This is a genomic window from Streptomyces sp. ATexAB-D23 (assembly GCF_000373645.1).
GTDB classification, from domain to species: domain Bacteria; phylum Actinomycetota; class Actinomycetes; order Streptomycetales; family Streptomycetaceae; genus Streptomyces; species Streptomyces castrisilvae.
In genome coordinates this window covers 458,470-483,797 of sequence record NZ_KB892024.1, presented here as the reverse complement: position 1 = coordinate 483,797, position 25,328 = coordinate 458,470, and the positions used below count along the sequence as shown (strand labels likewise).

Annotated in this window: 16 protein-coding genes and 7 tRNA genes; 11 read left to right on the top strand and 12 right to left on the bottom strand. The window is 72.0% G+C overall.

Translation table 11 applies throughout. The annotated features are described in order from the left end of the window. Positions 1-50: 50 nt before the first annotated feature. Positions 51-470: an SHOCT domain-containing protein gene (locus tag B082_RS0122910; RefSeq protein WP_018554135.1), complete on the top strand. Its 420-nt coding sequence runs from the start codon at positions 51-53 to the stop codon at positions 468-470. Here the strand turns inward: B082_RS0122910 and B082_RS0122905 are convergent. The 6 genes from B082_RS0122905 to B082_RS0122880 all read right to left on the bottom strand — a co-directional run bounded on the left by B082_RS0122905 (position 424) and on the right by B082_RS0122880 (position 9,176). After that, positions 424-1,932, bottom strand: a complete 1,509-nt coding sequence (locus tag B082_RS0122905; RefSeq protein ID WP_018554134.1) for an NAD(P)/FAD-dependent oxidoreductase — start codon at positions 1,930-1,932, stop codon at positions 424-426. The two genes, B082_RS0122910 and B082_RS0122905, sit on opposite strands and share 47 nt — an antisense overlap. A 117-nt stretch (positions 1,933-2,049) precedes the next feature. Beyond that, positions 2,050-2,123: transfer RNA gene (locus B082_RS0122900), tRNA-Lys, on the bottom strand. A gap of 99 nt (positions 2,124-2,222) precedes the next feature. Continuing rightward, positions 2,223-5,336 carry an FG-GAP-like repeat-containing protein gene (locus tag B082_RS0122895; RefSeq protein WP_234018207.1) on the bottom strand — a complete coding sequence of 1,038 codons (3,114 nt, stop codon included), beginning with the start codon at positions 5,334-5,336 and terminating at the stop codon, positions 2,223-2,225. Between the two features lie 366 nt (positions 5,337-5,702). After that, complete coding sequence (locus B082_RS0122890; protein ID WP_018554132.1) at positions 5,703-7,826, bottom strand: DEAD/DEAH box helicase; 2,124 nt, start codon at positions 7,824-7,826, stop codon at positions 5,703-5,705. A gap of 240 nt (positions 7,827-8,066) precedes the next feature. Next, entirely contained in the window at positions 8,067-8,666 is a 600-nt protein-coding gene (locus B082_RS0122885) for a hypothetical protein (protein WP_018554131.1), read from the bottom strand. A 159-nt stretch (positions 8,667-8,825) separates the two neighbouring features. Continuing rightward, a complete protein-coding gene (locus B082_RS0122880; RefSeq protein ID WP_018101725.1) occupies positions 8,826-9,176 on the bottom strand; it encodes a metallopeptidase family protein in 351 nt (116 codons plus the stop codon). A 95-nt stretch (positions 9,177-9,271) separates the two neighbouring features. Here B082_RS0122880 and B082_RS0122875 point away from each other — a divergent pair, with 95 nt between their 5' ends. The 5 genes from B082_RS0122875 (at position 9,272) to B082_RS40525 (ending at position 13,960) form a co-directional block, all read left to right on the top strand. Continuing rightward, positions 9,272-10,777 (top strand): metallophosphoesterase family protein, encoded by a 1,506-nt coding sequence (locus B082_RS0122875; protein WP_018554130.1) that lies wholly within the window; start codon positions 9,272-9,274, stop codon positions 10,775-10,777. 183 nt (positions 10,778-10,960) lie between these two features. Then, positions 10,961-11,033 (top strand) — tRNA-Glu (locus tag B082_RS0122870). A 38-nt stretch (positions 11,034-11,071) separates the two neighbouring features. Next, positions 11,072-11,146: transfer RNA gene (locus B082_RS0122865), tRNA-Asp, on the top strand. A 27-nt stretch (positions 11,147-11,173) separates the two neighbouring features. Beyond that, a tRNA-Phe gene (locus B082_RS0122860) sits at positions 11,174-11,250 on the top strand. Between the two features lie 262 nt (positions 11,251-11,512). Next, a complete protein-coding gene (locus B082_RS40525; RefSeq protein ID WP_078622629.1) occupies positions 11,513-13,960 on the top strand; it encodes a bifunctional serine/threonine protein kinase/MFS transporter in 2,448 nt (815 codons plus the stop codon). A gap of 82 nt (positions 13,961-14,042) precedes the next feature. On the opposite strand, the gene B082_RS0122850 is transcribed toward B082_RS40525, so the two are convergent. Beyond that, positions 14,043-15,836, bottom strand: a complete 1,794-nt coding sequence (locus B082_RS0122850; protein WP_026250090.1) for a hypothetical protein — start codon at positions 15,834-15,836, stop codon at positions 14,043-14,045. 150 nt (positions 15,837-15,986) lie between these two features. Between B082_RS0122850 and B082_RS0122845 the strand changes: the two genes are divergently transcribed. Next, positions 15,987-16,061 (top strand) — tRNA-Asp (locus B082_RS0122845). Positions 16,062-16,084: 23 nt separating this feature from the next. Then, positions 16,085-16,161, top strand: a tRNA-Phe gene (locus B082_RS0122840). Between the two features lie 38 nt (positions 16,162-16,199). Here B082_RS0122840 and B082_RS0122835 read toward each other — a convergent pair. From B082_RS0122835 to B082_RS0122825, 3 genes are read right to left on the bottom strand one after another with little or no spacing between them, the layout of a single operon-like run. After that, positions 16,200-17,066, bottom strand: a complete 867-nt coding sequence (locus B082_RS0122835; RefSeq protein WP_018554129.1) for a cytochrome c biogenesis CcdA family protein — start codon at positions 17,064-17,066, stop codon at positions 16,200-16,202. Next, positions 17,063-17,899, bottom strand: a complete 837-nt coding sequence (locus B082_RS0122830) for a DsbA family protein (RefSeq protein WP_018554128.1) — start codon at positions 17,897-17,899, stop codon at positions 17,063-17,065. The genes B082_RS0122835 and B082_RS0122830 overlap by 4 nt, the downstream gene beginning before the upstream one ends. 56 nt (positions 17,900-17,955) lie before the next feature. Beyond that, positions 17,956-18,315 (bottom strand): hypothetical protein, encoded by a 360-nt coding sequence (locus tag B082_RS0122825; RefSeq protein WP_026250089.1) that lies wholly within the window; start codon positions 18,313-18,315, stop codon positions 17,956-17,958. 261 nt (positions 18,316-18,576) lie between these two features. On the opposite strand from B082_RS0122825, the gene hrpA reads away from it, so the two are divergent. The 3 genes from hrpA to B082_RS39525 all read left to right on the top strand — a co-directional run bounded on the left by hrpA (position 18,577) and on the right by B082_RS39525 (position 23,191). Next, positions 18,577-22,560, top strand: coding sequence for an ATP-dependent RNA helicase HrpA (gene hrpA, locus B082_RS0122820; protein ID WP_018554126.1), 3,984 nt, complete (start codon positions 18,577-18,579; stop codon positions 22,558-22,560). Positions 22,561-22,677: 117 nt separating this feature from the next. Then, positions 22,678-22,752, top strand: a tRNA-Asp gene (locus B082_RS0122815). A gap of 139 nt (positions 22,753-22,891) precedes the next feature. Further along, positions 22,892-23,191: a DUF6274 family protein gene (locus B082_RS39525; protein WP_018554125.1), complete on the top strand. Its 300-nt coding sequence runs from the start codon at positions 22,892-22,894 to the stop codon at positions 23,189-23,191. Between the two features lie 523 nt (positions 23,192-23,714). Here B082_RS39525 and bldC read toward each other — a convergent pair. Next, the gene (gene bldC, locus B082_RS0122805) at positions 23,715-23,921 is read right to left on the bottom strand and encodes a developmental transcriptional regulator BldC (RefSeq protein ID WP_003949541.1); all 207 of its coding nucleotides are present in this window, start codon (positions 23,919-23,921) and stop codon (positions 23,715-23,717) included. A gap of 513 nt (positions 23,922-24,434) precedes the next feature. Further along, complete coding sequence (locus tag B082_RS0122800) at positions 24,435-25,280, bottom strand: hypothetical protein (protein WP_018554124.1); 846 nt, start codon at positions 25,278-25,280, stop codon at positions 24,435-24,437. Positions 25,281-25,328: the final 48 nt, after the last annotated feature.

The window sequence follows — 25,328 nt, the reverse complement described above, 5'->3', positions numbered from 1 at the left end:
ATATGACTGGTTTCAGATTCAGCCATTCAGCACGGCTCCGGGAGTGGACGATGGACGACTATCCGCTGCTCAACCTGTTCTGGACGATGCTCTGGTTCTTCCTCTGGATCATGTGGCTCTTCCTGCTCTTCCGGGTCATCATGGACGTCTTCCGCAGCCACGACCTCGGTGGCCTGGCCAAGGCCGGCTGGCTGATCCTGGTGCTGGTCCTGCCCTACCTGGGCGTTCTCATCTACGTGGTCGCCCGCGGCAAGTCCATGAGCAAGCGCGACGCCCGGGAGGCCAAGGAGCGCGAGGCCGCCTTCAAGGCGTATGTGAGAGAGGCGGCCGGCACGGACGGCCGCGACGGTCAGGACGGCACCCGCGGGGGCAGCCACGTCGAGGACCTGTCGAGGCTCTCCGACCTCAAGGACAAGGGCGCGCTCACGGAGGAGGAGTACCAGCGGGCGAAGTCGAGGATCCTGGTCTGACGCCGGGCCGCCGCACGGCGCGCACGGCCGACTCCCACTCGTCACGCCCGGGGCCGTCGGTCCCGGGCGTGAAGTCCGGGTGGTCCGCCAGCCAGACCGCCAGCCGGGCCCGCACCTCCTCGGTGCCGTAGGCCCGGTCGGCGGTCTCGACGAGATGGCGGACACGGGCGCGGGCCCGCATCACGACCGGGTCCTCCCAGGAACACGCGGACAGGGCGGCCTTCTCCCGGGCACTTTCCCGGCCGCCCTCCCGGTCCGCCGCTCCCCCGGCCCCGCCCGTCGGTGTCCGGTCCGGTTCCCGCCCGAGGTTCTTCAGCCGGGCCGCGTTGGCCCGGTCCGTCGCGACCTGGACGTCGAACCACGGGCGCAGCCGGCGCCCGGCCCAGCGGTGGTAGGCGTCCGCGAACGACGCCGGGTCGTCCGCCGCGACGCCCGCGTTGCCCGCCACCCACTGGGCCGCCCACAGGGCCAGGGACACCCCCTGGCCCAGCGTCGGATTGGTGTGCGTCGTCGCGTCCCCGACGCCGACCAGGCCGGTGACGACCGGCCCTTCCGCGTCGGCCAACGCGGTCCAGCGGTTGTCGAGGCCGCCCATCGCGAGGACCCCGGACACCGGCTCCGGGCCCAGCGCCAGCCAGGCCGCGACGGCGGGGAACGTCCGGGCCGCCCGTTCGAACACCTCGGGGTCCATGAGCGCGCCGCGTGTGGGGTCGGCGGTGGACACGGTCAGGAGCACGGCGAATATTCCGTTGTCGGAGGGGAAGACCCCGCCGACCGCGAACGCCGCCACCGAACCCGCCCTGACCCGCCCCGGATCCCTCGGCCCGTCCGGCGGCAGCCGGTACCAGCGGCTGAAGTACGCGATGCCGATGCGGTGGTTCTCCACGGCCACGTCCCGGCAGCCCGCACCGGCCAGCCAGCCGGGCACCGGGGAGCGCCGCCCGCCGGCGTCCAGCACCAGATCGGCGTCGTACCGCCCGGCCGCCGTCCGGACCCCCGTCACCCGGGGAACAGCACCGCCCCGCTCGACGAGGAGCCCTTCGGCGGGCTCCCCGAGCCGCACGTCGACGTTGGGCTCGCGGTGCGCGGCATCGTGCAGTGCGGCCTCCAGCACGATGCGCCGCGCCTGCACGGTGACCAGGTCCTCGTCCCCCGGCCGGGCGGGCACGGGTTCGGCGAACCACTCCATCTCGTTGCGCTCACGGGCGCCCCGCCGCAGCATCGCCTCGTACACGTCCGGGGCCTGTGCGCGCAGCACGGTGCGCACCGGCGCCAGGAGCCCGTGCGGCTGGACGGCCTGGGGCACGCCCGGCCGCCGCCAGGCGGAGAAGTCCGCGTCGAGATCGGACCCGGGCCGGTACGGATCGCGCTCCAGCACCGTGACCGTGTGCCCCCTGCGCGCCAGGAACAGCGCGGCGGCCAGACCCGCGATCCCCCCGCCGACCGTCGTGACCCGAGTCAATGCGGCCCCCTCCACGCCGTGTTGCCCGTCAACGGTAGCGGAGGACACCGACAGTCCACCCGTACAGGAACGCACGGCGGCCCCGGACCGGCGGTGTGCCGGTCCGGGGCCACGAGGTAGGCCGTGTGGGACTCGAACCCACAACCAACGGATTAAAAGTCCGCTGCTCTGACCAATTGAGCTAACGGCCCTCGGCGAATCACCCACGAGCATAGCCCGCCCCGGCCGCGCAGCCGATCGGGTATCAGTTGCGCGGCCCCGTCATCGGGGTGGGGGCGGGCTCGGGGGGCTCAGAAGAGGTGCTGGTACATCTGCCAGCTGCCGCCGACCTTCACCCGCGCGGCCAGGGCGCCCTTGCCGTCGCCCCGGTAGCTCCACAGCACCCCGGACGCGTCCCGCGCGAGCAGGTCCGCCCTGCCGTCGCCGTTCAGGTCGCCGGAGCCGACCATCGTGTCGTACATGGTCCAGCCGTAACCGACCTGGACGCGGGTGCCGAGCGTGCCGTTGCCGGTGGACGGGTAGCGCCAGACCAGTCCCGAGCGGTCCCGGGCCAGCAGGTCGCCGTTGCCGTCGCCGTCGAGGTCGCCCATGCCGGCGAGGAGGTAGCCGTGCCAGCTGTAGCCGATCTTCACCCGGGGCTCGAACAGGCCGTTGCCCCTGCCGCGGTAGAAATAGAGGTCGCCCTCGGGCGTCCGGCCGAGCAGGTCCGCGTGGCCGTCACCCGTCATGTCGCCGGGCGAGGTCAGGGCGTCGAACATGTTCCAGCCGGCGCCGATCCTCGTGTACGGCGTGGAGGGCTTGAACGCGGCGCCGCAGGCCGGCTTGTACGCGCGCAGCTCGCCGGCCTTCGTACGGACCAGCACGTCGTTGCAGCGGTCGCCGTTGATGTCCTCGAACGGCACGGCGGCGGTCACGGTGTCGTCGCCCGTCCAGCCGGTGGCCGACACCTTGTCCTCGACCCGCCCGGTCCCGGTGCCCGTACCCGCACGCCAGTCGGCGGTGCCGGCCGAGGTGAAGGCGAGGAGGTCGCCGAACCCGTCGTTCCCGACGAAGTCCCGCGCCACGGCCGCCCCACCGGTCAGCTCGACCGTCCCCGAGGTGGTCAGGGCGGCGCCCACGCCGTCGGCGGGCGCGGCGGTGAGCGTCCAGGTGTAGGCCCCGTTGGGGGCGTACGCGCCGGCGGCGGTCCTGCCGTCCCACGAGGCCGTCACCAGACCACGCGCCTCACCGCCGGAGAGGGTACGCACCGCGGCGCCCGACGCCGTGTTCCTCAGCGTCAGCTGCCAGGAGGCGGCGGGCTTGGACAGCCACCAGGAGCCCTGCCAGTGCGGGGCGGACGCCCGTAGGTCGAGCGAGCCGCCCGGTGCCTCGGTGTCGATGACGGTCAGGGCCGGGGCCGGGACGCCCGTGGGGACGATGCGCACCCGCCGGTCGTCCCCGGTGTACGCGACGTGACCGCCGAAGCGGTCCACGGTCCAGCCGGAGCGGCGCACGGTGCTCCGGCCCAGGTCCGCCGCGTCCACCAGTGTCCGCTGCGGCAGATCGGCGTACGTCCCGCCCGCCGGCAGGCCGTTGTGCAGGTCGAAGAGGGTGAGTCCGCCGCCCTCCTCGTGAGTGACGAAGTAGCCGTCGGCGAGGAGGGTGTCGTCGTCGGGTGCGGTCACGAAGCGGCCGGTCTGCCGGTCGTAGACGCCCGCGCCCTTGACCCAGCCCCCGTCCCGGCACAGCCAGTGCACCCAGCGGCCCACGGCCTGCAACTCGGTGGGGACGCACTGGTTGGGTGTGGTGAACGAGGCGCCGGCCGCGCCGGTCGTCAGGGTCTTCGACGCGACGGTGGGCGAGCCGGGGAGATTGCTCCACAGCATGTTGCCCCACAGCGCCGCGACCGTTTGCGACCGGGTCTCCAGCACCTTGCCCGAGTCGGTGCTCCCCTGGAACTCGACGACCTTCTGACCGGCGCCCGACGCCTCGTTCACCACACCGAACCGGCCGGAGAGGTCGACGAGCCGGGGAGTCATCAGGCCCGTGGTGAGCTGCGGGCCCCAGTCCTCGGCGCCGTTGCGGAAGAGCATCGTCTGACCGCGTTCGGTGCCCTCCCTGCGGCCGTGGAGCCCGTCACCGCTCGCGAGCAAGGTCACGCAGTACGGCTCGTCGCCGCCCCAGCCACAGTCCGCGTCCCGCCCGCTGGTGAGGCCGTCCACGGTCGTACGGACCTCGTCCGGGCGGCCGGACGTCTTGAGCCAGGTGCTCCGGTACGCGCCGATGTACGTGGCCGGCTGGAACAGGCGGGAGTCGTCCGCCGTGGTGAGGATGCCGCTGCCCAGGGCGATGCCCGCGGGCCGGGCTGGCATGTCCTCGATGTCCGCGACGCGCGTGCGCTTCACGGTCCCGTCGGCGGCTTCCGTGAACCGGTAGTAGCCCCAGTCGAGAGGGCCCTCGGCGGTCCGGGTCTCGGCGCCCGCGACCAGGAGGGAGCCGTCCGGTGTCCGGGCCAGGTCGGGGTGGGCGACGGCCAGCAGGTCCCCGGTGGTCCTGCCGTCGTCGGAGATGCGCACCAGATTGTCGCCGCGGTACTCGTTGTTGCCGGTGCTGACGGGCGCGACCCCGACGAGCGAGTTCCCGAGCATCCTGAAGGTCGTGTCGTGCTCGTAGCGCCGCAGGTCGAACGACCGGGGTTCGGCCGACAGATCCTCACGGTCGAACAACTCGGCGGCGTAGGAGCCCACTTGCAGCAGGGTGTCCGTGCCCAGAGTGACGTCCGAGGCATGCTCGTCCAGGGCCTGGAGCGTCCCGCTCGCCAGGTCGACTAGCCACCAGCCCTGGGCCATGGTGGTGCCCTCCCAGGAGATTCCCCGGATCACGACCGAGCGGGCGTCCCCGTCGGAGACCGACAGGTTCCACCCCTCGGGAAGCCCTTCCAGCCGCTGGTCCTCGACCTCGCCGTTCGCGGTCCGCAGCAGGTGGAGGCCGGCCACCGTGCTCTCGGTGCCGGTGCGGGTGACGACGGTCGTGCCGTATGTCCCCACATACGTCCGGCCCTCCGGGATCGCGATGCTCGTGACCGGTCCGCCGCCCGCGCCCTGTCGCAGCGTCACATGCGGACTCGGGCTCTCCGCGTAGACCGCCACGGTGTCGGAGCCGTGCCCGAATCCGGTGGGCCAGTCGCCACGGGGGCGGACCGCCTCGGGGTCGTACTCCGGCGCCTTCGGAAGCCGGTCGGGCAGCACGGTCTCCGTACCGGACGCGTAGTCGGTCCAGCGGAGGCGGTCGTCGCCCTCACGCGCCGTCAGGAAGCCCGTGTCACCGGCGTTCAGCACACTCGTGGCGCGGGGTACGAAGCGGGCGCCCGGCTTCACGATCACGGTCTCGGCGGCCGTATCGGCGACGGCCGTACCCGTGGCCATCGCACTCGCCCCGGCGGTCATCGCCAAGGTGACCATAAGAGCGATGCGCGCGGAGGCGCGCCGGTGTCTCCACCCGTTGGAAGAGCGGGTCACGTTGAAGGTCCCTCCCCAGGAACAAGGCGCGGGGAGAGGCAGGCGGAGAACACATCCGGCCTTCGCGGTGCGGCAGTTGCCGCGTGCACCCACCCCCGCGCAGATGCGGTGACCATAACAGCAGTCGCGGACACGCCAACGCCCATTTCGAACTCGTTCAAAGGGGCCGGGCCAGGCAGGTCGGCGGGCCTCTTCCGGCCCATGCGAAAGCGGGCCCGTCCATGGAGGACGGGCCCGCTCCCAACAGACCTTCAGCAGGTCTTCAGCGCTCTCTCAGCCGTTGCGCTTCCAGCGCGGCTTGTCGTCGCGGCGGCCGAAGGAGCCGGTGCTCGTGCCGGTCGAGCGGTGGTCGTCGCGGCGGCCGGTCGGGCGGTCGCCGCCGCCGGAGCGGAAGCCGCCCGAGGGACGGTCGTCACGACGGTCACGGTTGAACGGACGGTCGCCGCCGCCGGAGCGGAAGCCGCCCGAGGGACGGTCGTCACGACGGTCACGGTTGAACGAGGGACGCTCGTCGCGGCGCTCGAAGGAACGGCCACCACGGTCGTCGCGACGGTCACCGCCACCCGAGCGGAAGCCGCCCGAGGGACGGTCGTCACGACGGTCACGGTTGAACGAGGGACGCTCGTCGCGGCGCTCGAAGGAACGGCCACCACGGTCGTCGCGACGGTCGCCACCACCCGAGCGGAAGCCGCCCGAGGGACGGTCGTCACGACGGTCGTTGCTGCTGCGGAACGAGGGGCGGTCGCTGCTGCCCCGGTAGCCGCTCTGGCCGGCGGGGCGGCCGGAGCGCTCGCCGACACGGTCGTCGCGGCGGTCGTTGCCCCGGTAGCCACCGCGGTTGTCGCGGCGCTCGTAGTTGCCCCGCTCGTCGCGGCGTTCCTCGCGCGCGGCCGGCTGCTCCGGCACGGCGGCGGCCGCGAGGGCGGCCTCCGCCTCGGCGGTGACCTCGGCCACGGCGGCCTCGGGGTCGTCGCCCCGCTCGCGCGCCGCGCGGGCGACCAGACGGCCGGCCTCCTCGCGGAGCTCCACCGCACGGCGCTGGACGCGCTCCAGCTGCTTGCTCAGCTCGGCGGCCTCGCGCTCGGCCTGCTTGGCGGCGTTGTTCGCGGAGTCGGCCTGGACCTCGGTGAGCGAGCGGGCGCCGGTGATCTCGGCGACCTCCGGCTCGAAGACGCCCGCGCCCTGGACGATGTGGCGCGAGGCGTCGACGCCCGCGTCCTCCATCAGGCGGAAGATCTGGCGACGCTGGTGCGGCAGGGCCAGCGAGACGACGACCCCGGACTTGCCGGCACGGGCGGTACGGCCCGAGCGGTGCAGGTAGTCCTTGTGGTCACCGGCCGGGTCCACGTTCAGGACCAGGTCGATGCCGTCGACGTGGATGCCGCGCGCGGCGACGTCGGTCGCGACGAGCGCGTTGACGTAGCCCTTCTTGAAGTCCTCCAGGACGCGGGTGCGCGCGCCCTGGGTCATGCCGCCGTGCAGCGCGTCCGCCTTGACGCCCGCGTCGACGAGCTGCTCGGCGATGCGGTCGGCGCCCAGCTGGGTGCGGACGAAGATGATGGTGCGGCCCTTGCGGGCGGCGATGGCGGAGGTGACCGGCGCCTTGTCCTTCGGCTTCACGACGAGGACGTGGTGGGACATGGTCGAGACGTTGCCCTGGGCGGAGTCGACCTCGTGGGTGACCGGGTTGCTCAGGTAGCGCTTGACCAGGGTGCCGATCTCGTTCTCCATGGTGGCGGAGAAGAGCATGCGCTGGCCACCGCCGGGGATCTGGTCCAGCAGCTCGGTGACCTCGGGCAGGAAGCCCAGGTCGGACATCTGGTCGGCCTCGTCGAGGACGGCGACCTGGACGCTCGAAAGGGAGCAGGCGCCCCGGTTGATGATGTCGCGCAGCCGGCCCGGGGTGGCGACGAGGACGTCGACGCCGCGCTCCAGCGCGTAGATCTGGTTGCCCATCGACGTACCGCCGCAGACGACCTTCATCTTCAGGCCGAGCACGTCGCCGTACGGCTGGAGCGCGTCCGCGACCTGCATCGCGAGCTCGCGGGTCGGGGTGAGGATGATCGCGCGGGGCTTCTTCTTCTCGGTGTGCCCGCCGGCCAGGGCGGACAGGGTCGGCAGACCGAAGGAGAGGGTCTTGCCGGAGCCGGTACGGCCACGGCCGAGGATGTCCTTGCCGGCCAGGGCGTCCGGGATGGTCGCCGCCTGGATCGGGAAGGGCGCGGTCACACCGTTCTGCGCGAGCTTGCGGACGATGCCCTCGGGCAGGCCCAGGTCGGCGAAGGTGATGGTCGGCTCGGCGTCCGCGACCTCGGCCTCGGACGCGGCGGACTCGACGACGGCCTCCGCGACCGCGGTGACCTCGGTGAGCTCGTCGTTCTCGACGTGCTCGGGCATGACGGTGTGGTCAGAACTGGAAATTGACATGCGAAATGCGAAACCTTCCGGAGTCTCGGCACGCGCCCGTAACTCCGTGATTCGCAATTTCGACCGCCTCAATGCGGTCCAGCCACGGCAAGGGAGAGTACGCGCCACACGGCGCTCTTCTGTGTCGGCGCCGGGCAATGGGATCAAACGATCTACCACCATACGCACCCTCCCCCACATCGCGCAAACCGCCTCCCTGCGGCCGGCCCCTCAAGCGGGTCCCGCCTGCGGTGATGCCTCCGGTGTCCGCAGCATGTCCACCTCCTCCGGCCACCCCCTCGCGTCGGTCCGGAACTGCGCGGCCGGAGACGCCGAGGGCGCCGGCTGCTCGGGCTCCGAGGGCTCATCGGGCTTCGATGGCTCCGGCTCGGGCTCCGGCGGGTCCGGAGGCCGCGGGGTGTCCTCCGGGTCCGGCCCCGGGTCCGGGTCGGAGGGGCCCGGGGGCTCTGGCTGCCCGCCCGTCCCCGGGGCGGCCGACGCCTCCGGCTCGGACGGGCGGCCGGCCCGGTCGCGGTCCTCGTCCGGCCGGGACTCCTCGGCCGCGGGCTTCCCCGCCGGTGGCGCGGAGGCGCTCGGGGCGCCCGGACCGGCGCTCCGCCGCTGCGACTGCGCCCCGGCGCCGCCCGCGCCGGAGCTGCCGGTGCCCGTCACCGTGGTGCCGTTCGGCTCGACCGCGGCACCCTTCTCGTCGGCGGACCGCGAGGACACGGGCTCCGCACCGTCGGAGCCGACGCTCATACAGCCGGTGGAGGTGGCGAGCGTCACAGCGGTGACGGCCACCCAGCGGACGGGGACGGGCAACTGGCGCACGGGGGCACCTCCGGGGGCACGGGGAGGACGGGCCGGCCGGTCTGGCATTCCTGACATGAACGAGCCGGGTGTGCCGTGCCCAACTCCCGCCGACCCGCCGGGGACACGCCCGCCCGGCCGGTCCGCACACCTCGTTCACAGGTGACGGCCCCCGGAGGCTCACCCGTAGCCCAGCGCGTGCAGCCTCTCGTCGTCGATGCCGAAGTGGTGGGCGATCTCATGGACGACCGTGATCTCGGTCTCGGCCACGACGTCCTCGCGCGTCTCGCACATCCGCAGCGTCGGCCCCCGGTAGATGGTGATCCGGTCCGGGAGCACGCCCGCGTACCACTCACCGCGCTCGGTCAGCGGCGTGCCCTCGTACAGACCGAGCAGTTCCGGATCGTCGGATTCCGGTTCGTCCTCGACGAACACCGCGACGTTGTCCATCAGCCGGGTCAGCTCCGGCGGAATCCGGTCCAGCGCCTCGGCGACCAGTTCCTCGAACGCTTCCCTCGTCATCTCCAGCACCCGGCCATTGTCCCGTACGGGCACCGCACGCGCCTCGGCCCCGGAAAGCCCCCGGAAAGGGCATATCCACCCCGGGCCCGGGGCACAGGCACCCAATGGCCCGCGCCCGTCACCTCCTCCGCCCGCCGACCCGCCCCACCACCGGCGGGCCCCTCGCCTCGCCCCGCCCCTTCGTCCGGGCGCTGGGCCTGGTCGTCGTCGTGCTGTTCGGCGCCTGGCTGGGGCTGCTGGCCGTCGGCAGCGTCCGTACGCCCGTGGGGCCGATGGACACGACGATGACCCTGCGGCCCTCGCTCAGCGGCGGCACCAAGATCAACGTCTCGCCGCTCGGCGCCCTGGAGCTGGACTCGCACCACGCCCCGGTCCGGCTCGACGTCGACGTGGACCGGCTCGACCCGGTCCGCTCCGAGGCCCTGGTCCAGCATCCGGAACGGCTGTCGGGCCTGGAGGACGAGGTCACCGCGGATGTCGCGTCCGGCACCCGCGAGCTCGCCCTGCGCTCCTGCGTGGCGGTCGTCACCGGGGCGACCGCGCTCGGCCTGGCCGTCTACCGCAGGCCGCGCCGGGCCCTGGCGGCCGGCGGACTCGCCCTCGCGCTGCTGGCCGCGTCCGGCGTCGGCGCGTACGCCACCTGGAACCCCAAATCGGTCCTGGAGCCCAAGTTCTCCGGGCTGCTCTCCAGCGCCCCCTCCGTCGTCGGCGACGCCCGCTCGATCGTCACGGACTTCGACGTCTACCAGCAGGAGCTGGCCCGGCTGGTCACCAACGTCACCAAGCTGTACGACGCCACGTCGACGCTCCCCGTCTACAGCCCGAACCCGGCGACCCTGCGCGTCCTGCACGTCTCCGACATCCACCTCAACCCGGCCGCGTGGCACATCATCGGCTCGCTCGTCGAGCAGTACGACATCGACGTGATCATCGACTCGGGCGACACCATGGACCACGGCACCGCCGTCGAGAACGGCTTCCTGGACCCCATCGCCGACCTCGGCGCCCCGTACGTCTGGGTGCGCGGGAACCACGACTCGTCGGTGACGCAGAAGTACCTGGAGAACAAGAAGCGCTTCAAGAACGTGCACGTCCTGGACCAGGGCCGGACCGTCACCGTCGGCGGGCTGCGGGTGGCCGGCGTCGGGGACCCGCAGTTCACCCCGGACCGGACGGGACCCGAGCAGTCCGAGGACGTCCAGCGCGTGGCGGGCCGCACGCTCGCCGCCGCCCTGCGCGAGCAGCAGCGGTCCGGCACGCCCGCGGACATCGCCGTCGCCCACGAACCGGAGGCGGCGAAGGAGACGGACGGCGAGGTCCCGCTGGCCCTGGCCGGCCATGTGCACCACCGGCAGAACGAGGTCCTGAAGGGCGGCACCCGGCTGATGGTGGAGGGGTCCACGGGCGGCGGCGGGCTGCGGGCCGTACAGAACAAGAAGCCGGAACAGGTGCTCGCGTCGGTGCTCTATCTGGACCGCTCCACGCGCCGGCTCCAGGCCTGGGACGAGATCACCCTGGGCGGTCTCGGGCTGACGACTGCTGAGGTCAGCCGTCATCTGCCGGCGGACGGCCACCCCGACGCGTCACCCTCCCCTATTCGGTTTGGCTGACGCGGAAACGCCGTAGTACAGTCTCCCACGTGCCCAAGGGCGCCGGTCGGGACTTGACCGTTCTGAAACCTCCAGGGGTGAAGGAAGAAGCGGAACCTCCAGGGGGAAGCGGAGTCACATGCTTCTCACGTTCCCTCGGGCCTCGTGGTAACAGACGCGGAAGCAAGCTGTAACAGCAGTTCTGCCCTCATCGTCTAGTGGCCCAGGACGCCGCCCTTTCAAGGCGGTAGCACGGGTTCGAATCCCGTTGGGGGCACGCATCACCCTATGCAGTAGGCATTTTGCATAGTTCTTGGTCCTGTGGAGCAGTTAGGAGTGCTCGCCACCCTGTCAAGGTGGAGGCCGCGGGTTCAAATCCCGTCAGGACCGCTTGCAGCCCACTTCGGTGGACTGCGTGGCTGGGTAGCTCAGTTGGTACGAGCGATCGCCTGAAAAGCGATAGGTCGCCGGTTCGATCCCGGCCCCAGCCACCACCATGAGAACGTCCCGGACGGCATCCCGTCCGGGACGTTCTCGTTTGTATGCCTCTGTATGCCCCGGAGTCCGTATGCCCCGGAGTCCGTATGCCCCGGAGTCTGTATGCCCCGGAGAAGGCCCGCCGGAGCCGGGGAGCCCGAGCCGCAGCGGCGCGTACCCGTGGCATGAACCGGAAGCGAAGGATCCATTCGTGAGCCTTGCGCGGGGAAGCCATCGTGTGCCATGACTGCCCCGGAACCATGGGGCTACCGTGCCGCCGTGGATCAGCTGACTCCCCAAGACCCTGCCCGGATAGGCCCGTACCGTCTGATCGCCCGGCTGGGTGAGGGAGGGATGGGGCTGGTGTACCTGGGGCGCTCGGACGCCGGGCGCACGGTCGCGGTCAAGGTCGTCCAGGCGGAGCACGCCCAGCATCCGGAATTCCGCCGGCGGTTCGCCCGCGAGGTGGCCGCCGCCCGGCGGGTGGGCGGCGAGTGGACCGCGGACGTGCTCGACGCCGACACCGACGCCGCCGTTCCCTGGGTGGCGACGCAGTACGTTCCCGGGCCCGACCTGACCCGTGTGGTGGGACGTGACTTCGGGCCGTTGCCCGAGGACTCCGTGCGGGTCCTGGCCCACCGCCTCGCGCTCGCCCTGACCGCGGTGCACGGCGCGGGCCTGATCCACCGGGACCTCAAACCGTCCAATGTCCTGGTGACCGTGGACGGACCGCGCGTGATCGACTTCGGGATCGCGCGGGCCATGGACACGCTCGCGCCGCAGAGCCTGCTCACGCGCACCGGCATGCTGATCGGGTCCCCGGGCTTCATGTCGCCCGAGCAAGTGCGCGGCCTCGAACTCACCGCTGCCAGCGATGTGTTCTGCCTGGGCGCGGTCCTCGTGTACGCCGCCACGGGGCGGCTGCTGTTCGGTGCCGCGGACACCGGCCTCAACGCCCACCTGTTCCGGGTCGCCGAGGAAGCGGCGGACCTGACCGGGGTCCCCGAGTCGCTGCGGGATCTCGTCGGCGCGTGCCTCGCCAAGGACCCGGCCGAGCGCCCCACCCTCCAGGAGGTCGCCGACCGGACCGCCTCGGGCTCCGACGAGGTCTGGCTGCCGAGCGCGATCCTGGCCCAGCTGGGCCGCCACGCCGCGCAGTTGCTGGACTTCGCACCCCAGGCCCCGGCCAGTCCCGCTCCGGACGGGCCACCGCCGAACCCGCCCGTACGGCTCGGCCGGCTCCAGCCGTCCGTCTCCCCGCGGGACCTGTACACACCCACCGCCGCCGCGCACCTCGGCGCCCCGCCCGCCTTCGGTCCGCCCCCGGGCACGGCCGGGGACCCCGCTCGTCCGGCGTCCGCTCCGGGCCGGGCGCCGGATCCGCGCCGATGGCGGGGCCTGGCCGCCGCGGTGTTCGCACAGTTCGTCGTGGTCCTCGACGCCGCGAGTCTGCACGCGGCCGCCCCCTCCCTCGCCCGCGACCTCGCCATGCGCACCACGTACTCGCTGTTCACCGCCTACGGCGTGGCCCTGGGCGCGCTGTTGCTGCTCGGCGGACACCTCGTGGACCGGGTGGGCGGCCGGCGGACGCTCTTGACGGGGCTGTCCGCGGTGGCGGTGGCCGCCGTTGTCGGCGCGTTCGCCCCGACCGCCGGCGTACTCATCGCGGCCCTTGCCCTGCAGGGCGCCGGTGCCGCGCTGGTGACACCCGCCGTGCTCGCGCTGGTCTCGGCCCGCTTCGCCGAGCCCGGGGAGCGCGGCCGGGCCCTCGGTGTCTACGCCGCGGTCGCGGTGGGCGGCTGGCCCGCGGGGTTGACCTGGGGCGCGGTGACGACCGAGTTCGTGAGCTGGCGCACCTGCCTGTTCGCCGACGTGCTCCTCGTACTGACCGCCCTCGTCGTCGCCGCCACCCGGGTGCGGGACCGTACGGGGCCCGGCCGGGGCGGGCTCACGACGCCGGGCCTGCTGCTCGGCTCCGTGGGCGCCCTGCTCACGAGCTACGGGCTGTACGAGGCGCGCCCGCACAGCTGGACAGCCGCTTCGCTCCTGGGCCCGCTCGGCATCGGCGTCCTCTTGCTCGCGGCTGCGGGCGTTCCGCACGCCGCCCGCGCGTTCGCCCGCGACCGGGACCGGATCGTCGGCCTGGTGGTGCTGTGTCTGGGCGCGGCGGGCCTGTTCGCGCTCTTTCCCGCGCTCACGCTCGTCCTGGGGCCCGTCTCGGGCCTCTCGCCGGCAGCGGCCGGTGTGGCGGTGCTGCCGGCGGGCATCGCCTTCGTCATCGGTGCCACCCGGATCGCCCCGAGCCTGCGACGCGTCGCGCCGCGAAAGCTGATCGCGGCGGGCCTGCTGCCGGCCGCCGTCGGGCTGCTGCCCCTGGGTGCCATCGGAAACGGCGGGACGTTCGCCCTCGTGCTGGCAGGCTCGGTGCCGGCTGGACTCGGCCTGGGTACGGCCATGGCGCCGCTGTTCTCCATCGCCGTGGCGGGGGCGGCGGACCGGGGCCGGGGCGGTGCCGCGGCGGTGGCCACCACCGCTCTCCAGCTGGGCACGGCCCTCGGCGCCGCCTTGTTCGGCGCCGGGGCCCCCGCCTGGGGAGGCACCGGCACCAGCGCCCTGTTCGGCGCCGCCGGGCTCACCCTCGTCGCTGGCCTCTGCGCGGCGGCGCTGATCACGACCGCTGCGGGCCCGCCGGTCATCGCACGGACCGGACCCCGCCTCCCCGAGTGACGGGGCACCGGACGACGCCGGCCCCTCACGAGGGTGCGCCGCCGGGTCCCCGTTCCGCCAGGTCCTGGTGCGGAGCGGGGCCTCACCCGGTCATGGCCTCCACCAGGCGCGGCAGCAGTACGGCGTTGGGACTGTCGAGCGACACCCTGAGCGGCTGCGACCGGCCCTGCTCGTGGACGGAGACCAGGCCGTGCGCGACCTCGATACGGGTCAGCGCGCGCCAGTCGGCGTCCATGACCCCGCGCAGCGTGAGCCCGTCACGGTGCACGCGCACCTCGCCGATGGTGAATGCCCCGCCCCGCCGGATCAGGTCGAGGTGCTGCGCCAGGAGCCGGGGTTCGACCACCCGCTGGACGAAGTCGACGAGGGCCACCCACTCCTCGGGGGGCGTGGACCTCTTCCCTCCGTTGTCCCAGCTGATACGTCCCAGTTTCCCGGGGGAGTCCGCGTACGTGCCCACGCCGAAGGCGTAGGTGTTGGTGTAGAGGGACGGAAAGAGGAAGCCCTGGTGCTTCATCCGGGAGACCGGATACCGGACCCAGTCGACCTCGTCCCAGTCGAGCGTGTCGTGCCCGTAGCTGACGCGGTGCCGGTCGGCGACCAGCGAGGACCTGCCGACCCTGCTCTCCACGAAGGGCCGCTCGGCCGGCTCGGGTCGCGAGGGCTCCACCCGCGCGGCCGGCGTACGCGAGGGCTCCGCCCCCGCGCGCTCCGGCCGCCGCCCATGTCCTGCGGCATAGCGCGTCAGCCATGCCGGCACCTCGGCCCGCGGGTAGGCGGCGAGGTCGTTGCGGTAGTGCGCCGGGGCCAGCAGGTGGGCGTCGGCCAGGCGCTCGTCCCCGTAGTCGTACTCGGTGGCGACCTGCGCGCGCCCGTCCGCGCCCTTGGTGATGGTGAGCAGCATGCGCAGCCACGGGCCGGCCGGCATGGCGGCGGCGAGGTGCCGCTGGCGGCGTACGAGGAGCGCGACCTGTTCCGGGACCCGCACGTCCAGGGGCTGTTCATGGTCCCAGAAGGACACTCCCGCCCTCTCGGCGGACACCGCGCACGAGAAGACCGCGGTCATGCGTTGCCACTGCGCCGGTCCGAGCAGGGCCAGTTGCTGCGCGGTCTCCTGGGCGAGTGCGGCTACGCGGCCCGCGATCTGTTCCTCGGGCGGGGTGGAGACGACCGTGAAGTCCGCGATGGCGCTCGGCCGCCCCGACAGGGCGTCGAGGCGCTCGAACTCCTCCTTGAAGCTGTTCATGAAGGACTCCTCGACGGGCGCGCGCCGCACGAAGGCCTCCTCGGCGGTGAACAGGGTCCGTGCCTGTCCGGGTGGGATCGCCGTGGTGACCTCCTTGATCCGCCCCACGTCGCTGATCAGGAACACCGATCGGTCGAGCGGCAGGTCGAGGAAGGCCATGGGGTCGCTGTCGTCGATGTCGACGGGCGCGTACACGCTCCACCCGGCGGCGAACCGGTCCGCCTCCAGTCCCTGGGACGGGTAGTCCAGACCGCGGGCGTCGATGTGTTCCCGGACCAGGGCGACGGCGCCCGCCGCGTCGATGCTTCCGCCGGCCCCCGCGGCGGGAGCCCTGCCGAGCGGATGGCTTCCGGCTGTCCTGCCGGGGCCGGGGAAGTGGTGGGTGAGGTCGAACCAGAGGCGCATCTCGTCGACGGTCACGGCGTCGGTGCCGGCGCACACGACGCACCAGATCCCGTCGGGGTCGCGGGCGTAGAGGCTCACTGCCGCGTCCTGGGTCACGGTCACGTAGTCGCACGCGTGCAGGTCCCCGTACGAGGCGACCAGCGCCAGCGGGGGCGCCGTGTCGCGGGCCTCCTGCCCGATCGGTTCGCCCCCGGCGCCGACCGCGGTCAACACATGGCGGGGCATCGGCACACTCCCTTCGCCGCCTTGCGTGGCGACCGTAGCCCAAGGCGACTTTCACGGTGGGGGGAACGGTGAGATCGCCCGCCCGGTGCCGGGGTCCGCATCTCGTTGGGGGCGCACGAAACCTGTGCGACACTTGGTCGAGCGATGCTTGGTCCTGTGGAGCAGTTAGGAGTGCTCGCCACCCTGTCAAGGTGGAGGCCGCGGGTTCAAATCCCGTCAGGACCGCTTGCAGCCCGTACGAGCTGCGTGGCTGGGTAGCTCAGTTGGTACGAGCGATCGCCTGAAAAGCGATAGGTCGCCGGTTCGATCCCGGCCCCAGCCACCATCCGAAGGCCCCGTCCGGTGGACGGGGCCTTCGCCGTGTCAGACGGTCTCGCTCTCCGTGGCGTCCGGCTCGTCCTCGCCCGCCGTGGGGCGCCGGCGCACGGCCCGTACCGCGAGCACCAGCAGCACCACCGCCGCCACCGAGACGAGCAGCACCGCGTCCGGCACATGCCGGCCGACGCCCTGGGCCCATCGCTCGACGGCGAACGACTGGTCCACGTCCAGCAGTCCCGGGAGCGCGGTCGTCCCGTCGTACGCCAGGAACAGCGCGCCGAGCGCGACGAAGAAGAGGCCCGAGAGCAGGGTCGTGGTGTGCAGCTCGAAGCGCCCGAGCCGCAGGACCCGGCCCCGCAGCCAGGTGCGCCGGCCCAGCTCGAACCGCTCCCAGAGCAGGGCGAGCACGAAGAGGGGCACCGCCATGCCCAGGGCGTAGACGGCGAGCAGCAGTCCCCCGTACGCCGGGCTGCCGCTGACCGCCGCCACCGTCAGCACGCTGCCCAAAATCGGGCCCGCGCAGAACCCGGCGAGGCCGTACACCGCGCCGAGCGCGTAGACCGACAGGGCGGTCGTGGGGCGGATGCGGCCACTGAGGGCGGCGATCCGGCGCGAGGCGAAGCCCAGGCCGATGATCTGGGCCACACCGAGCGCGATGATCAGCCAGCCCGCGCCGAGGACGAGGGCGTCGCGGTGCCGGTAGAACAGCCGCCCGGCGTACGAACCCGCGGCGCCCAGCGGGACCAGGGTGGTGGCCAGGCCCGCGTAGAAGATGCCGGTGCGGGCGAGGAGCCGCGACGCGGAGTCGATGGAGTACGCGAAGAACGCGGGGAGCAGCAGGGCGCTGCACGGGCTGAGCAGGGCGAGCAGCCCGCCGAGGAACGCGGCGAAGTAGCCGACATCGGCCGTCACTTGGCGGAGCCCTTCGTTCCGGAAGGCCCGGCCGCGGCCGCCGCCCGCTCGATGGCGTCGGTGAAGGTCTCGATGGGCTGGGCACCGGCGATCGGACGGCCGTTGATCAGGAAGGACGGGGTGGAGGTCGCGCCGATCGAGTACCCCTGCTCCTGGTCCTCGCCGACCGCGGCGGCCGCCGCCGGGCCGTCGGTGTCGCGGGCGAAGCGGTCGAGGTCGGCCACTCCCGCCCGGCGTGCGAGCGCCTTCAGACGGTCCTTGCCGAACCCCTTCTCCTTGACGCCCTCGGCGTAGGCGGCGCGGTGGAACTCCCAGAATCGGTCCTGCTGCCCGGCCGCCCAGGAGGCCCGCGCGACGGCCTCGGACTCGGCGCCGAAGATCGGGAAGTTGCGCCACTCGATGCGCAGGACGCCCTCGTCGACGTACTTCTTCACGAGGGCCGGTTCGGTGTCGCGGGCGAACTTCGCGCAGTAGCCGCACTTGAAGTCGGCGTACTCGATGAGGACGACGGGCGCGTCGGCCCGGCCCAGGGCCAGCTTGTCGCCGGAGTCGCGGCGGGCGAGCTTCGCCAGTTCGGGGTAGACGCCGTCCTGCGGGTCCGCCGTGACGTCGGCGGCCACGGAGGAGCCGGCGCTCCGGGGCTCGGGGGCGGTGGCGCGGTAGGAGACGTATCCGAGCAGGGCGGCCACGGCGATGACTCCGGCGCCGTAGAGGAGCGGCTTGCGGGACGTGGCGCGGGCCTTCCCGCGCGCCTTCCCCGGGGTCTGCTCCCGGGTCTTCTCGCGGGCCTTCTCGCGGGACTTCGGGGACGGCTTGGACGTGGGCGTGGGCATGCGGAACTCCGGGATGGCGGTACGGGAGGAGAGTGGACGGGCGGGGGCGCCGCCGTCTACACCCGTAGGACGGAGAGCTCCACCGGGCCCGGCGCGGCCTCGTCCGGTCCGCGCGGCGTCATGGGCGCGTACGCCTCGGCCGGCTCGGTTCCAGGGGTGGCGGGCAGGCCCCACTCGGCGAGGCCGGGCGCCTGGTCGTGGGCGGCCCGTGCCCGCGCGGGGGTGGACGGCTCGGTGCCGTCGCGCTTGCCGCCCTTGCCGCAGCCCGGAATCCCCTGCCCGGCGTCCACGGCGGACGCGGCGACGGGGGCGGGCGCGGGGGCCCCGGCCGCCGACGCCCGCACGGCCGGTCCGCAGAACAGCCCGAGCACGACCGCGAGCACCGCCACCAGGCAGCACCACTGCGAACGGGACACGGGGCGGGCCTTTCGGCAGGTAATGGTCGACTGCCCGGAATCGTACGTCCTGTCATCGCGCCGCTTCCCACCACGCCGACGCGGAAACCCGCCCGTACGGGCACCCCCGCCGAGGGCGTACGGGCGTTGCGGCCGGGAACGTACGTGCACCGCCACCGGGAACGTAAGAGCACCGTGACCGGGAACGTACGAGCATCGTGACCAGGACCGCTCGAAATAGGTTCGCCGTTCCCCGGGCCCGGGTGAGATCCTGGGACCCGTATGTCTACTTCCTTCGCCGATCTCCAGTCCCAGCTCGCGCAGCTCTCGCTCCGCGACGCGCACCGGCTCGGCCGCCGCCTCGAAGGCGCCCGCCGCATCCGCAAGCCCGAGGCCCAGCAGGCCGTGCTGGACGAGATCGCCGCCCAGGCCGGCAAGGCCGCCGGGCGGCTCACTCAGCGGGCCGCGCGGATGCCCGGCGTCTCGTACCCGGAACAGCTCCCGGTCAGCCAGAAGAAGGACGAGATCCTGGAGGCGATACGCGACCACCAGGTCGTGATCGTCGCGGGTGAGACCGGCTCCGGCAAGACCACCCAGATCCCCAAGATCTGCATGGAGCTGGGCCGTGGCGTCCGCGGCATGATCGGGCACACCCAGCCGCGCAGGATCGCGGCGCGCACGGTGGCCGAGCGGATCGCCGACGAGCTGGACACGCCGCTGGGCGAGACGGTCGGCTGGAAGGTCCGCTTCACCGACCAGGTGAACCAGGACGCGACCTTCGTCAAGCTGATGACGGACGGCATCCTGCTCGCGGAGATCCAGACGGACCGCGAGCTGCTGGCGTACGACACGATCATCATCGACGAGGCCCACGAGCGGTCGCTGAACATCGACTTCCTGCTCGGCTATCTGGCCCGGCTGCTGCCCAAGCGCCCCGATCTGAAGGTCGTCGTCACCTCCGCGACCATCGACCCGGAGCGCTTCTCGCGCCACTTCGGCGACGCGCCGATCGTCGAGGTCAGCGGGCGTACGTATCCGGTGGAGGTCCGTTACCGGCCGCTGCTGGAGGGGGACGCCGAAGACACGGACGACGCCGACCGGGACCAGATCACCGCGATCTGCGACGCCGTGGACGAGCTCCAGTCCGAGGGGCCCGGCGACGTCCTGGTCTTCCTCTCCGGCGAGCGCGAGATCCGCGACACCGCGGACGCGCTCGGCAAACGCAACCTCAGACATACCGAGGTACTCCCCCTCTACGCGCGCCTGTCGCACGCCGAGCAGCACCGGGTGTTCCAGCGCCACACGGGACGCAGGATCGTTCTGGCGACCAACGTCGCCGAGACCTCGCTGACCGTCCCCGGCATCAAGTACGTGATCGACCCGGGCACCGCCCGTATCTCCCGCTACAGCCACCGCACCAAGGTCCAGCGGCTGCCGATCGAACGGATCTCGCAGGCCAGCGCCAACCAGCGCAAGGGCCGCTGCGGCCGTACGTCGGACGGCATCTGCATCCGGCTGTACTCCGAGGACGACTTCCTGACCCGCCCGGAGTTCACCGACGCGGAGATCCTGCGGACGAACCTGGCCTCCGTCATCCTCCAGATGACCGCGGCCGGCCTCGGCGACATCGAGAAGTTCCCCTTCATCGACCCGCCGGACCACCGCAACATCCGCGACGGCGTGCAGCTGCTCCAGGAGCTGGGCGCGCTGGAGCAGGAGGAGAAGTCCCCCCGGGAGGGGAAGAGGGGACAGCGGCTCACCCCGCTGGGGCGCAAGCTCTCGCAGCTCCCGGTGGACCCGCGTCTGGCCCGCATGGTCATCGAGGCGGACCGCAACGGCTGTGTCCGCGAGGTCATGGTCATCGCCGCCGCGCTCTCCATCCAGGACCCGCGCGAGCGGCCCTCCGAGAAGCAGACGCAGGCCGATCAGCAGCACGCCCGGTTCAAGGACGAGACGTCCGACTTCCTGGCGTTCCTGAATCTGTGGCGCTACATCCGCGAGCAGCAGAAGGAGCGCGGCTCCTCCAGCTTCCGCCGGATGTGCAAACAGGAGTACCTGAACTTCCTGCGCATCCGCGAATGGCAGGACATCTACGCGCAGCTGCGCACGGTCGCCAAGCAGATGGGGATCGAGCCCAATGAGGACGACGCTCCCGAGCAGTCGGTGCACACCTCGCTGCTCGCCGGCCTGCTGTCGCACATCGGGCTGAAGGACACCGAGAAGAACGAGTACCTGGGCGCCCGCAGCGCCAAGTTCGCGATCTTCCCCGGTTCGGCGCTGTTCAAGAAGCAGCCGCGGTTCGTGATGTCGGCCGAGCTGGTCGAGACGTCCCGGCTGTGGGCACGGGTCAACGCCCGGGTCGAGCCGGAGTGGATCGAACCGCTGGCCCAGCACCTGCTGAAGCGCACCTACAGCGAGCCGCACTGGGAGAAGGACCAGGCGGCGGTGATGGCGTACGAGCGGGTCACGCTGTACGGCGTACCGATCGTCGCCCAGCGCAAGATCAATTTCGGCCGTATCGACCAGGAGACCTCGCGGGACCTCTTCATCCGCAACGCCCTGGTCGAGGGCGACTGGCGCACGCACCACCAGTTCTTCCACGACAACCGCAAGCTGCTCGGCGAGGTCGAGGAGCTGGAGCACCGGGCCCGGCGCCGCGACATCCTCGTGGACGACGAGACGCTGTTCGACTTCTACGACCAGCGCATCCCGGAGCACGTCGTCTCCGGTGCGCACTTCGACTCGTGGTGGAAGCACAAGCGCCGGGACGAGCCGGACGCGCTCGACTTCGAGCGCTCGATGCTCATCAACGAGAAGGCCGGGGCCGTCACCAAGGACGACTACCCGGACTCCTGGCGGCAGGGGAAGCTCAAGTTCCGGGTGACCTACCAGTTCGAGCCGGGCGCGGACGCCGACGGGGTGACCGTCCACATTCCGCTCCAGGTGCTCAACCAGGTCACGTCCGAGGGCTTCGACTGGCAGATCCCGGGCCTGCGCGAGGAGGTCGTCACCGAGCTGATCCGCTCGCTGCCGAAGCCGATCCGCCGGCACTACGTGCCCGCGCCGAACTACGCGGACAAGTTCCTCGACCGGGCCGTACCGCTCCAGGAGCCGCTGCCGGTGACGCTGGCCCGTGAGCTCCAGCGGATGGTCGGGGTCCCGGTCACCGCGGACGACTTCGACCTGGGCCGGGTCCCGGACCACCTCAAGATCACCTTCCGGATCGTCGACGAACGGCGCCGCAAGGTCGCCGAGGACAAGGACCTGGAGGCGCTGCGCGTACAGCTGCGACCGAAGGCCCGCCAGGCGCTGTCCAAGGCCGCCGCGGCGACCGCGGGGCCGACCGGTGAGTCCATCGAGCGTTCCGGCCTCACGGACTGGACGATCGGCACGCTGGACCGGGTCTTCGAGACCCTTCCCCGAGCTCTCAGCTCCGTTCGAGCAGGGGAGACCCCACTGGCCGGACAGCCGGTCAAGGCGTACCCGGCCCTGGTCGACCAGGGCGCGACCGTCGCCGTACGCCTCTTCGACACCGAGGCGGAGCAGCAGCAGGCGATGTGGCGCGGCACCCGGAAGCTGATCCTGCTGAACATCCCGGTCAACCCGGCGAAGTTCGCCTCGGACAAGCTCACCAACCAGCAGAAGCTCGCCCTGTCCCGCAATCCGCACGGCTCCATCCAGGCGCTCTTCGACGACTGCGCGACGGCCGCCGCCGACCGGCTGATCGCGGCGCACGGCGGCCCCGCCTGGGACGAGGCGTCGTTCCGGAAGCTGTACGACAAGGTGCGCGCGGACCTGGTGGACCTGACCGTCCGCACGATCGGCCAGGTGCAGCAGATCCTGGCGGCCTGGCAGGCGTGCGAGCGCCGGCTGAAGACCACCAACAGCCTGGTGCTGATCAACAACGTCACGGACGTACGCGATCACCTGGCGCGCCTGATGCCGCCCGGCTTCGTCACCGCGACCGGGCTGCGCAGGCTGCCCGACCTGATGCGCTACCTGGTCGCCGAGGACCGCAGGCTCCAGCAGATGCCGGCCAACGCCCAGCGCGACACCACGCGCATGGAGAAGGTCCACGAGATGCAGGACGAGTACGCCTGGCTGCTGGAGCAGCTGCCGAAGGGCAGGCCCGTCCCGCAGGAGGTGCTGGACATCCGGTGGATGATCGAGGAGCTGCGGGTGAGCTACTTCGCGCACGCCCTCGGCACCGCGTTCCCCGTCTCGGACAAGCGGATCGTCAAGGCGATCGACGCGGCGGCGCCGTAGGAACGGCGGGTGCCGGTCCGGGTGACGGCTGGGCAACCAGGAGTGAGTTCGACCGCACCCGTCGGCCTCCTGTACAGTCTGTCTTCGCAGCAGGCCGCAAGGCAGCCGCGAAAACCTGGTCCTGTGGAGCAGTTAGGAGTGCTCGCCACCCTGTCAAGGTGGAGGCCGCGGGTTCAAATCCCGTCAGGACCGCAGTGACGAAAGCCCGGATCCCCTGGATCCGGGCTTTCGCGCGTCTTGACTCCGGTGTGTGCCGACGAGTACTCAGAACCCAGGGGCTGCCCCGGGATTCCCGGAGCGGGGCGGCGCGCATCCACCGGGAGGTGGCGCGATGGGGGCATCCACGGGCGAGGGGTACCGCGAGCCGGCGCAGGGCCGCGGCAGGGCACCCCGGCACGAGATACGCGCGCTGCTGCGCGCGCACCTGGCGGCCGCGTCCGGCTACCGCCACCTCACCCGGCACTGCGCGGTCTGCGCCCGGCTGCTGAGGCTCGCCATGGAGCCCGTGGCGGCCCCACGGGGCGGCCGGGCGGCCGATGAGCCCTCCCGGGCGCCCGAGCCACCCACGGAGCGCCCCAGGGCCGCTTTACGGGCCTCGCGAGCCGGGGACGTAAGTCCTCCCACGACGTGACCTTCGGCGCGACCGTCGGCTTCCTCACAGTGGCAGGCTCGTAGTTGGCAACACCTATGCGGTGTGACGGGTGTCACTGAATCAGTTTTGAGAAGGGGTGACTTTACACCCTTCCTACAACTGGCGAATTTAATATGTGCAATTGCACCTCTCGGGAGGGCGCCCGCCGAACCCGCGTGAAGCGGCCCCGACGGCCTTCCCGACGCTCGGCCACCGGGCCGCGGAGCGGTGCGGCACGGGGTGCGCCACAGGCCGCGGGGACGCTCCCGCGCGGACCCGCGCAGGGGCCGGCCCGACACCCGCATACGGACCCGACTCGGGCACGGGCGGGCAGCGACTCGGGCACCGGCGGGCACAAAAAAATCGCGCTGGACCCGGCGGAGTCCAGCGCGATCGGATGACATGACCCGTATGGCACAGGTATGGCGCCCGTTGGGGCGGGCGCCCGTCATATGGAGCTATGGGTGGGCAAGTGGGTTGGGGGACCCAAAAGCCCAGGTGTGGCGCGGCGACAGGGGGTTTGTCAGGCCTCGCTGCGCTGCTGCGGAATACCCGCAAGCAGTGCGCGGACCTCTGCCTCGCGGTACCGGCGATGTCCACCGAGCGTGCGGATGGACGTGAGCTTGCCAGCCTTCGCCCAACGGGTAACCGTCTTCGGGTCCACGCGGAACATCGTGGCAACCTCAGCCGGGGTCAGCAGCGGCTCGGCATCAGGGGTGCGAGCGGTCATGAGCGGCCTCCTCGGGAGAACCGAACCATCTCGGTTCTTTCCTCTAAATTCTGCACCTTGACCCGCGTTGCCCGAAATGGCGGACGCGGGCCGAGTCGGTTATAGGACGAACGGCTTGTCCTCGGCACTACAACTACACCATCCGTCCAGCCACGTCGGCCAAACCGATGGAATTGCCCTCCCAGGTGTTCATCAGCGACGGAAAGCCGATGGACCATGCCATAGCGGACAGTCACACCCCCGTGACGATCAGTCACAGAGCGATCAGGGGTCACCAGACCCCCCATAGCGTGCAATGCTGAAGCAATCCGTCCAGACATGGACGGATGGAGTCCTCCCCGGACTCCTTGTCCTATTTTGGCACGAGGAGTAGGGAAGGGCGCAAGGGCCCCGTAAGTGCTATCCATCACGGTTGAGGCAAAGGCCCGGTTCGGGACGTAGGTCCTGACGCCCCTGGAGAAGCTTCCGCCCCTTCACCCTCACGTGTCACACACGAAGCGGGTTCATCGCCGTTCAGTTGGCGAACTGACGGTCCCTTACGGCCCGCCAGCGCTCCGCGAGACGCGCGTACGCCTCGGCCGCCCTCTCGGCGTCCCCCGCGCGCAGCGCTGCGATGCCCTCGGCCACATCGGCGGCGCTGCGGTCCTGAGCGAGCTGCCGCTCCGGCAGCGCGTGCACGAGCCCGCCGTAGTCCAGCTCGACCAGCGCGCGCGGATGGAACTCCTCCAGCCACCGCCCGACGTCCACCAGGCCCGCGGTCAGCGGCCCCTCGTCCATCGTCTCCCGCAGCGTCCTGAGCGACCTGGCCAGCCGGCGCCGCGCCTGGACCATCGGCGTGCGGTAGCGGAACACGGGCGGCTCCCCGTCCCGCCCGGCCGTCACATGCTCGCGCTCCTCGTCCGTGAACAGCACGAACCAGCGCACCGGCACCTGCCACACCGCCGTCCTGATCCACGGCCGGGCGTCCGGATTGCGCTGCGCCCACCGCTCGTGGTCGGCGAGGACCTGGCCGCGCACCACCGGCGGCAGCACCGCGTCGAGCACCGGCCCGGGGAACAGGTCCGCCAGCCCGTCCAGGGCCAGCCACCCGCGCAGCCGGGTCCGCCACGGGCAGACGCACACCACGCCGTCCGCCTCCGCGACGAAGGCGTCCGCGCTCTCGTGGACGGGCACTCCGGCGGGCGGGGTCGCCGCCAAGTCCGCGAGCGAGCGGCGCAGTTCGTCCTGGGCCGTGGGGATCCGGTCCCGGGCCGCGTAGCGGGCCCAGTGCGCGCGCTCGGCCTCCGGGAAGGCCGCCAGTGGCTCGTAGACCCGGAGGTAGGACGCGTAAGGGACGAGCACCGAAGACACCACCGACATGCGGTGATCGTGTCACGCCTGTCCCCCGGTAGGGGGTGATCCTGGGCA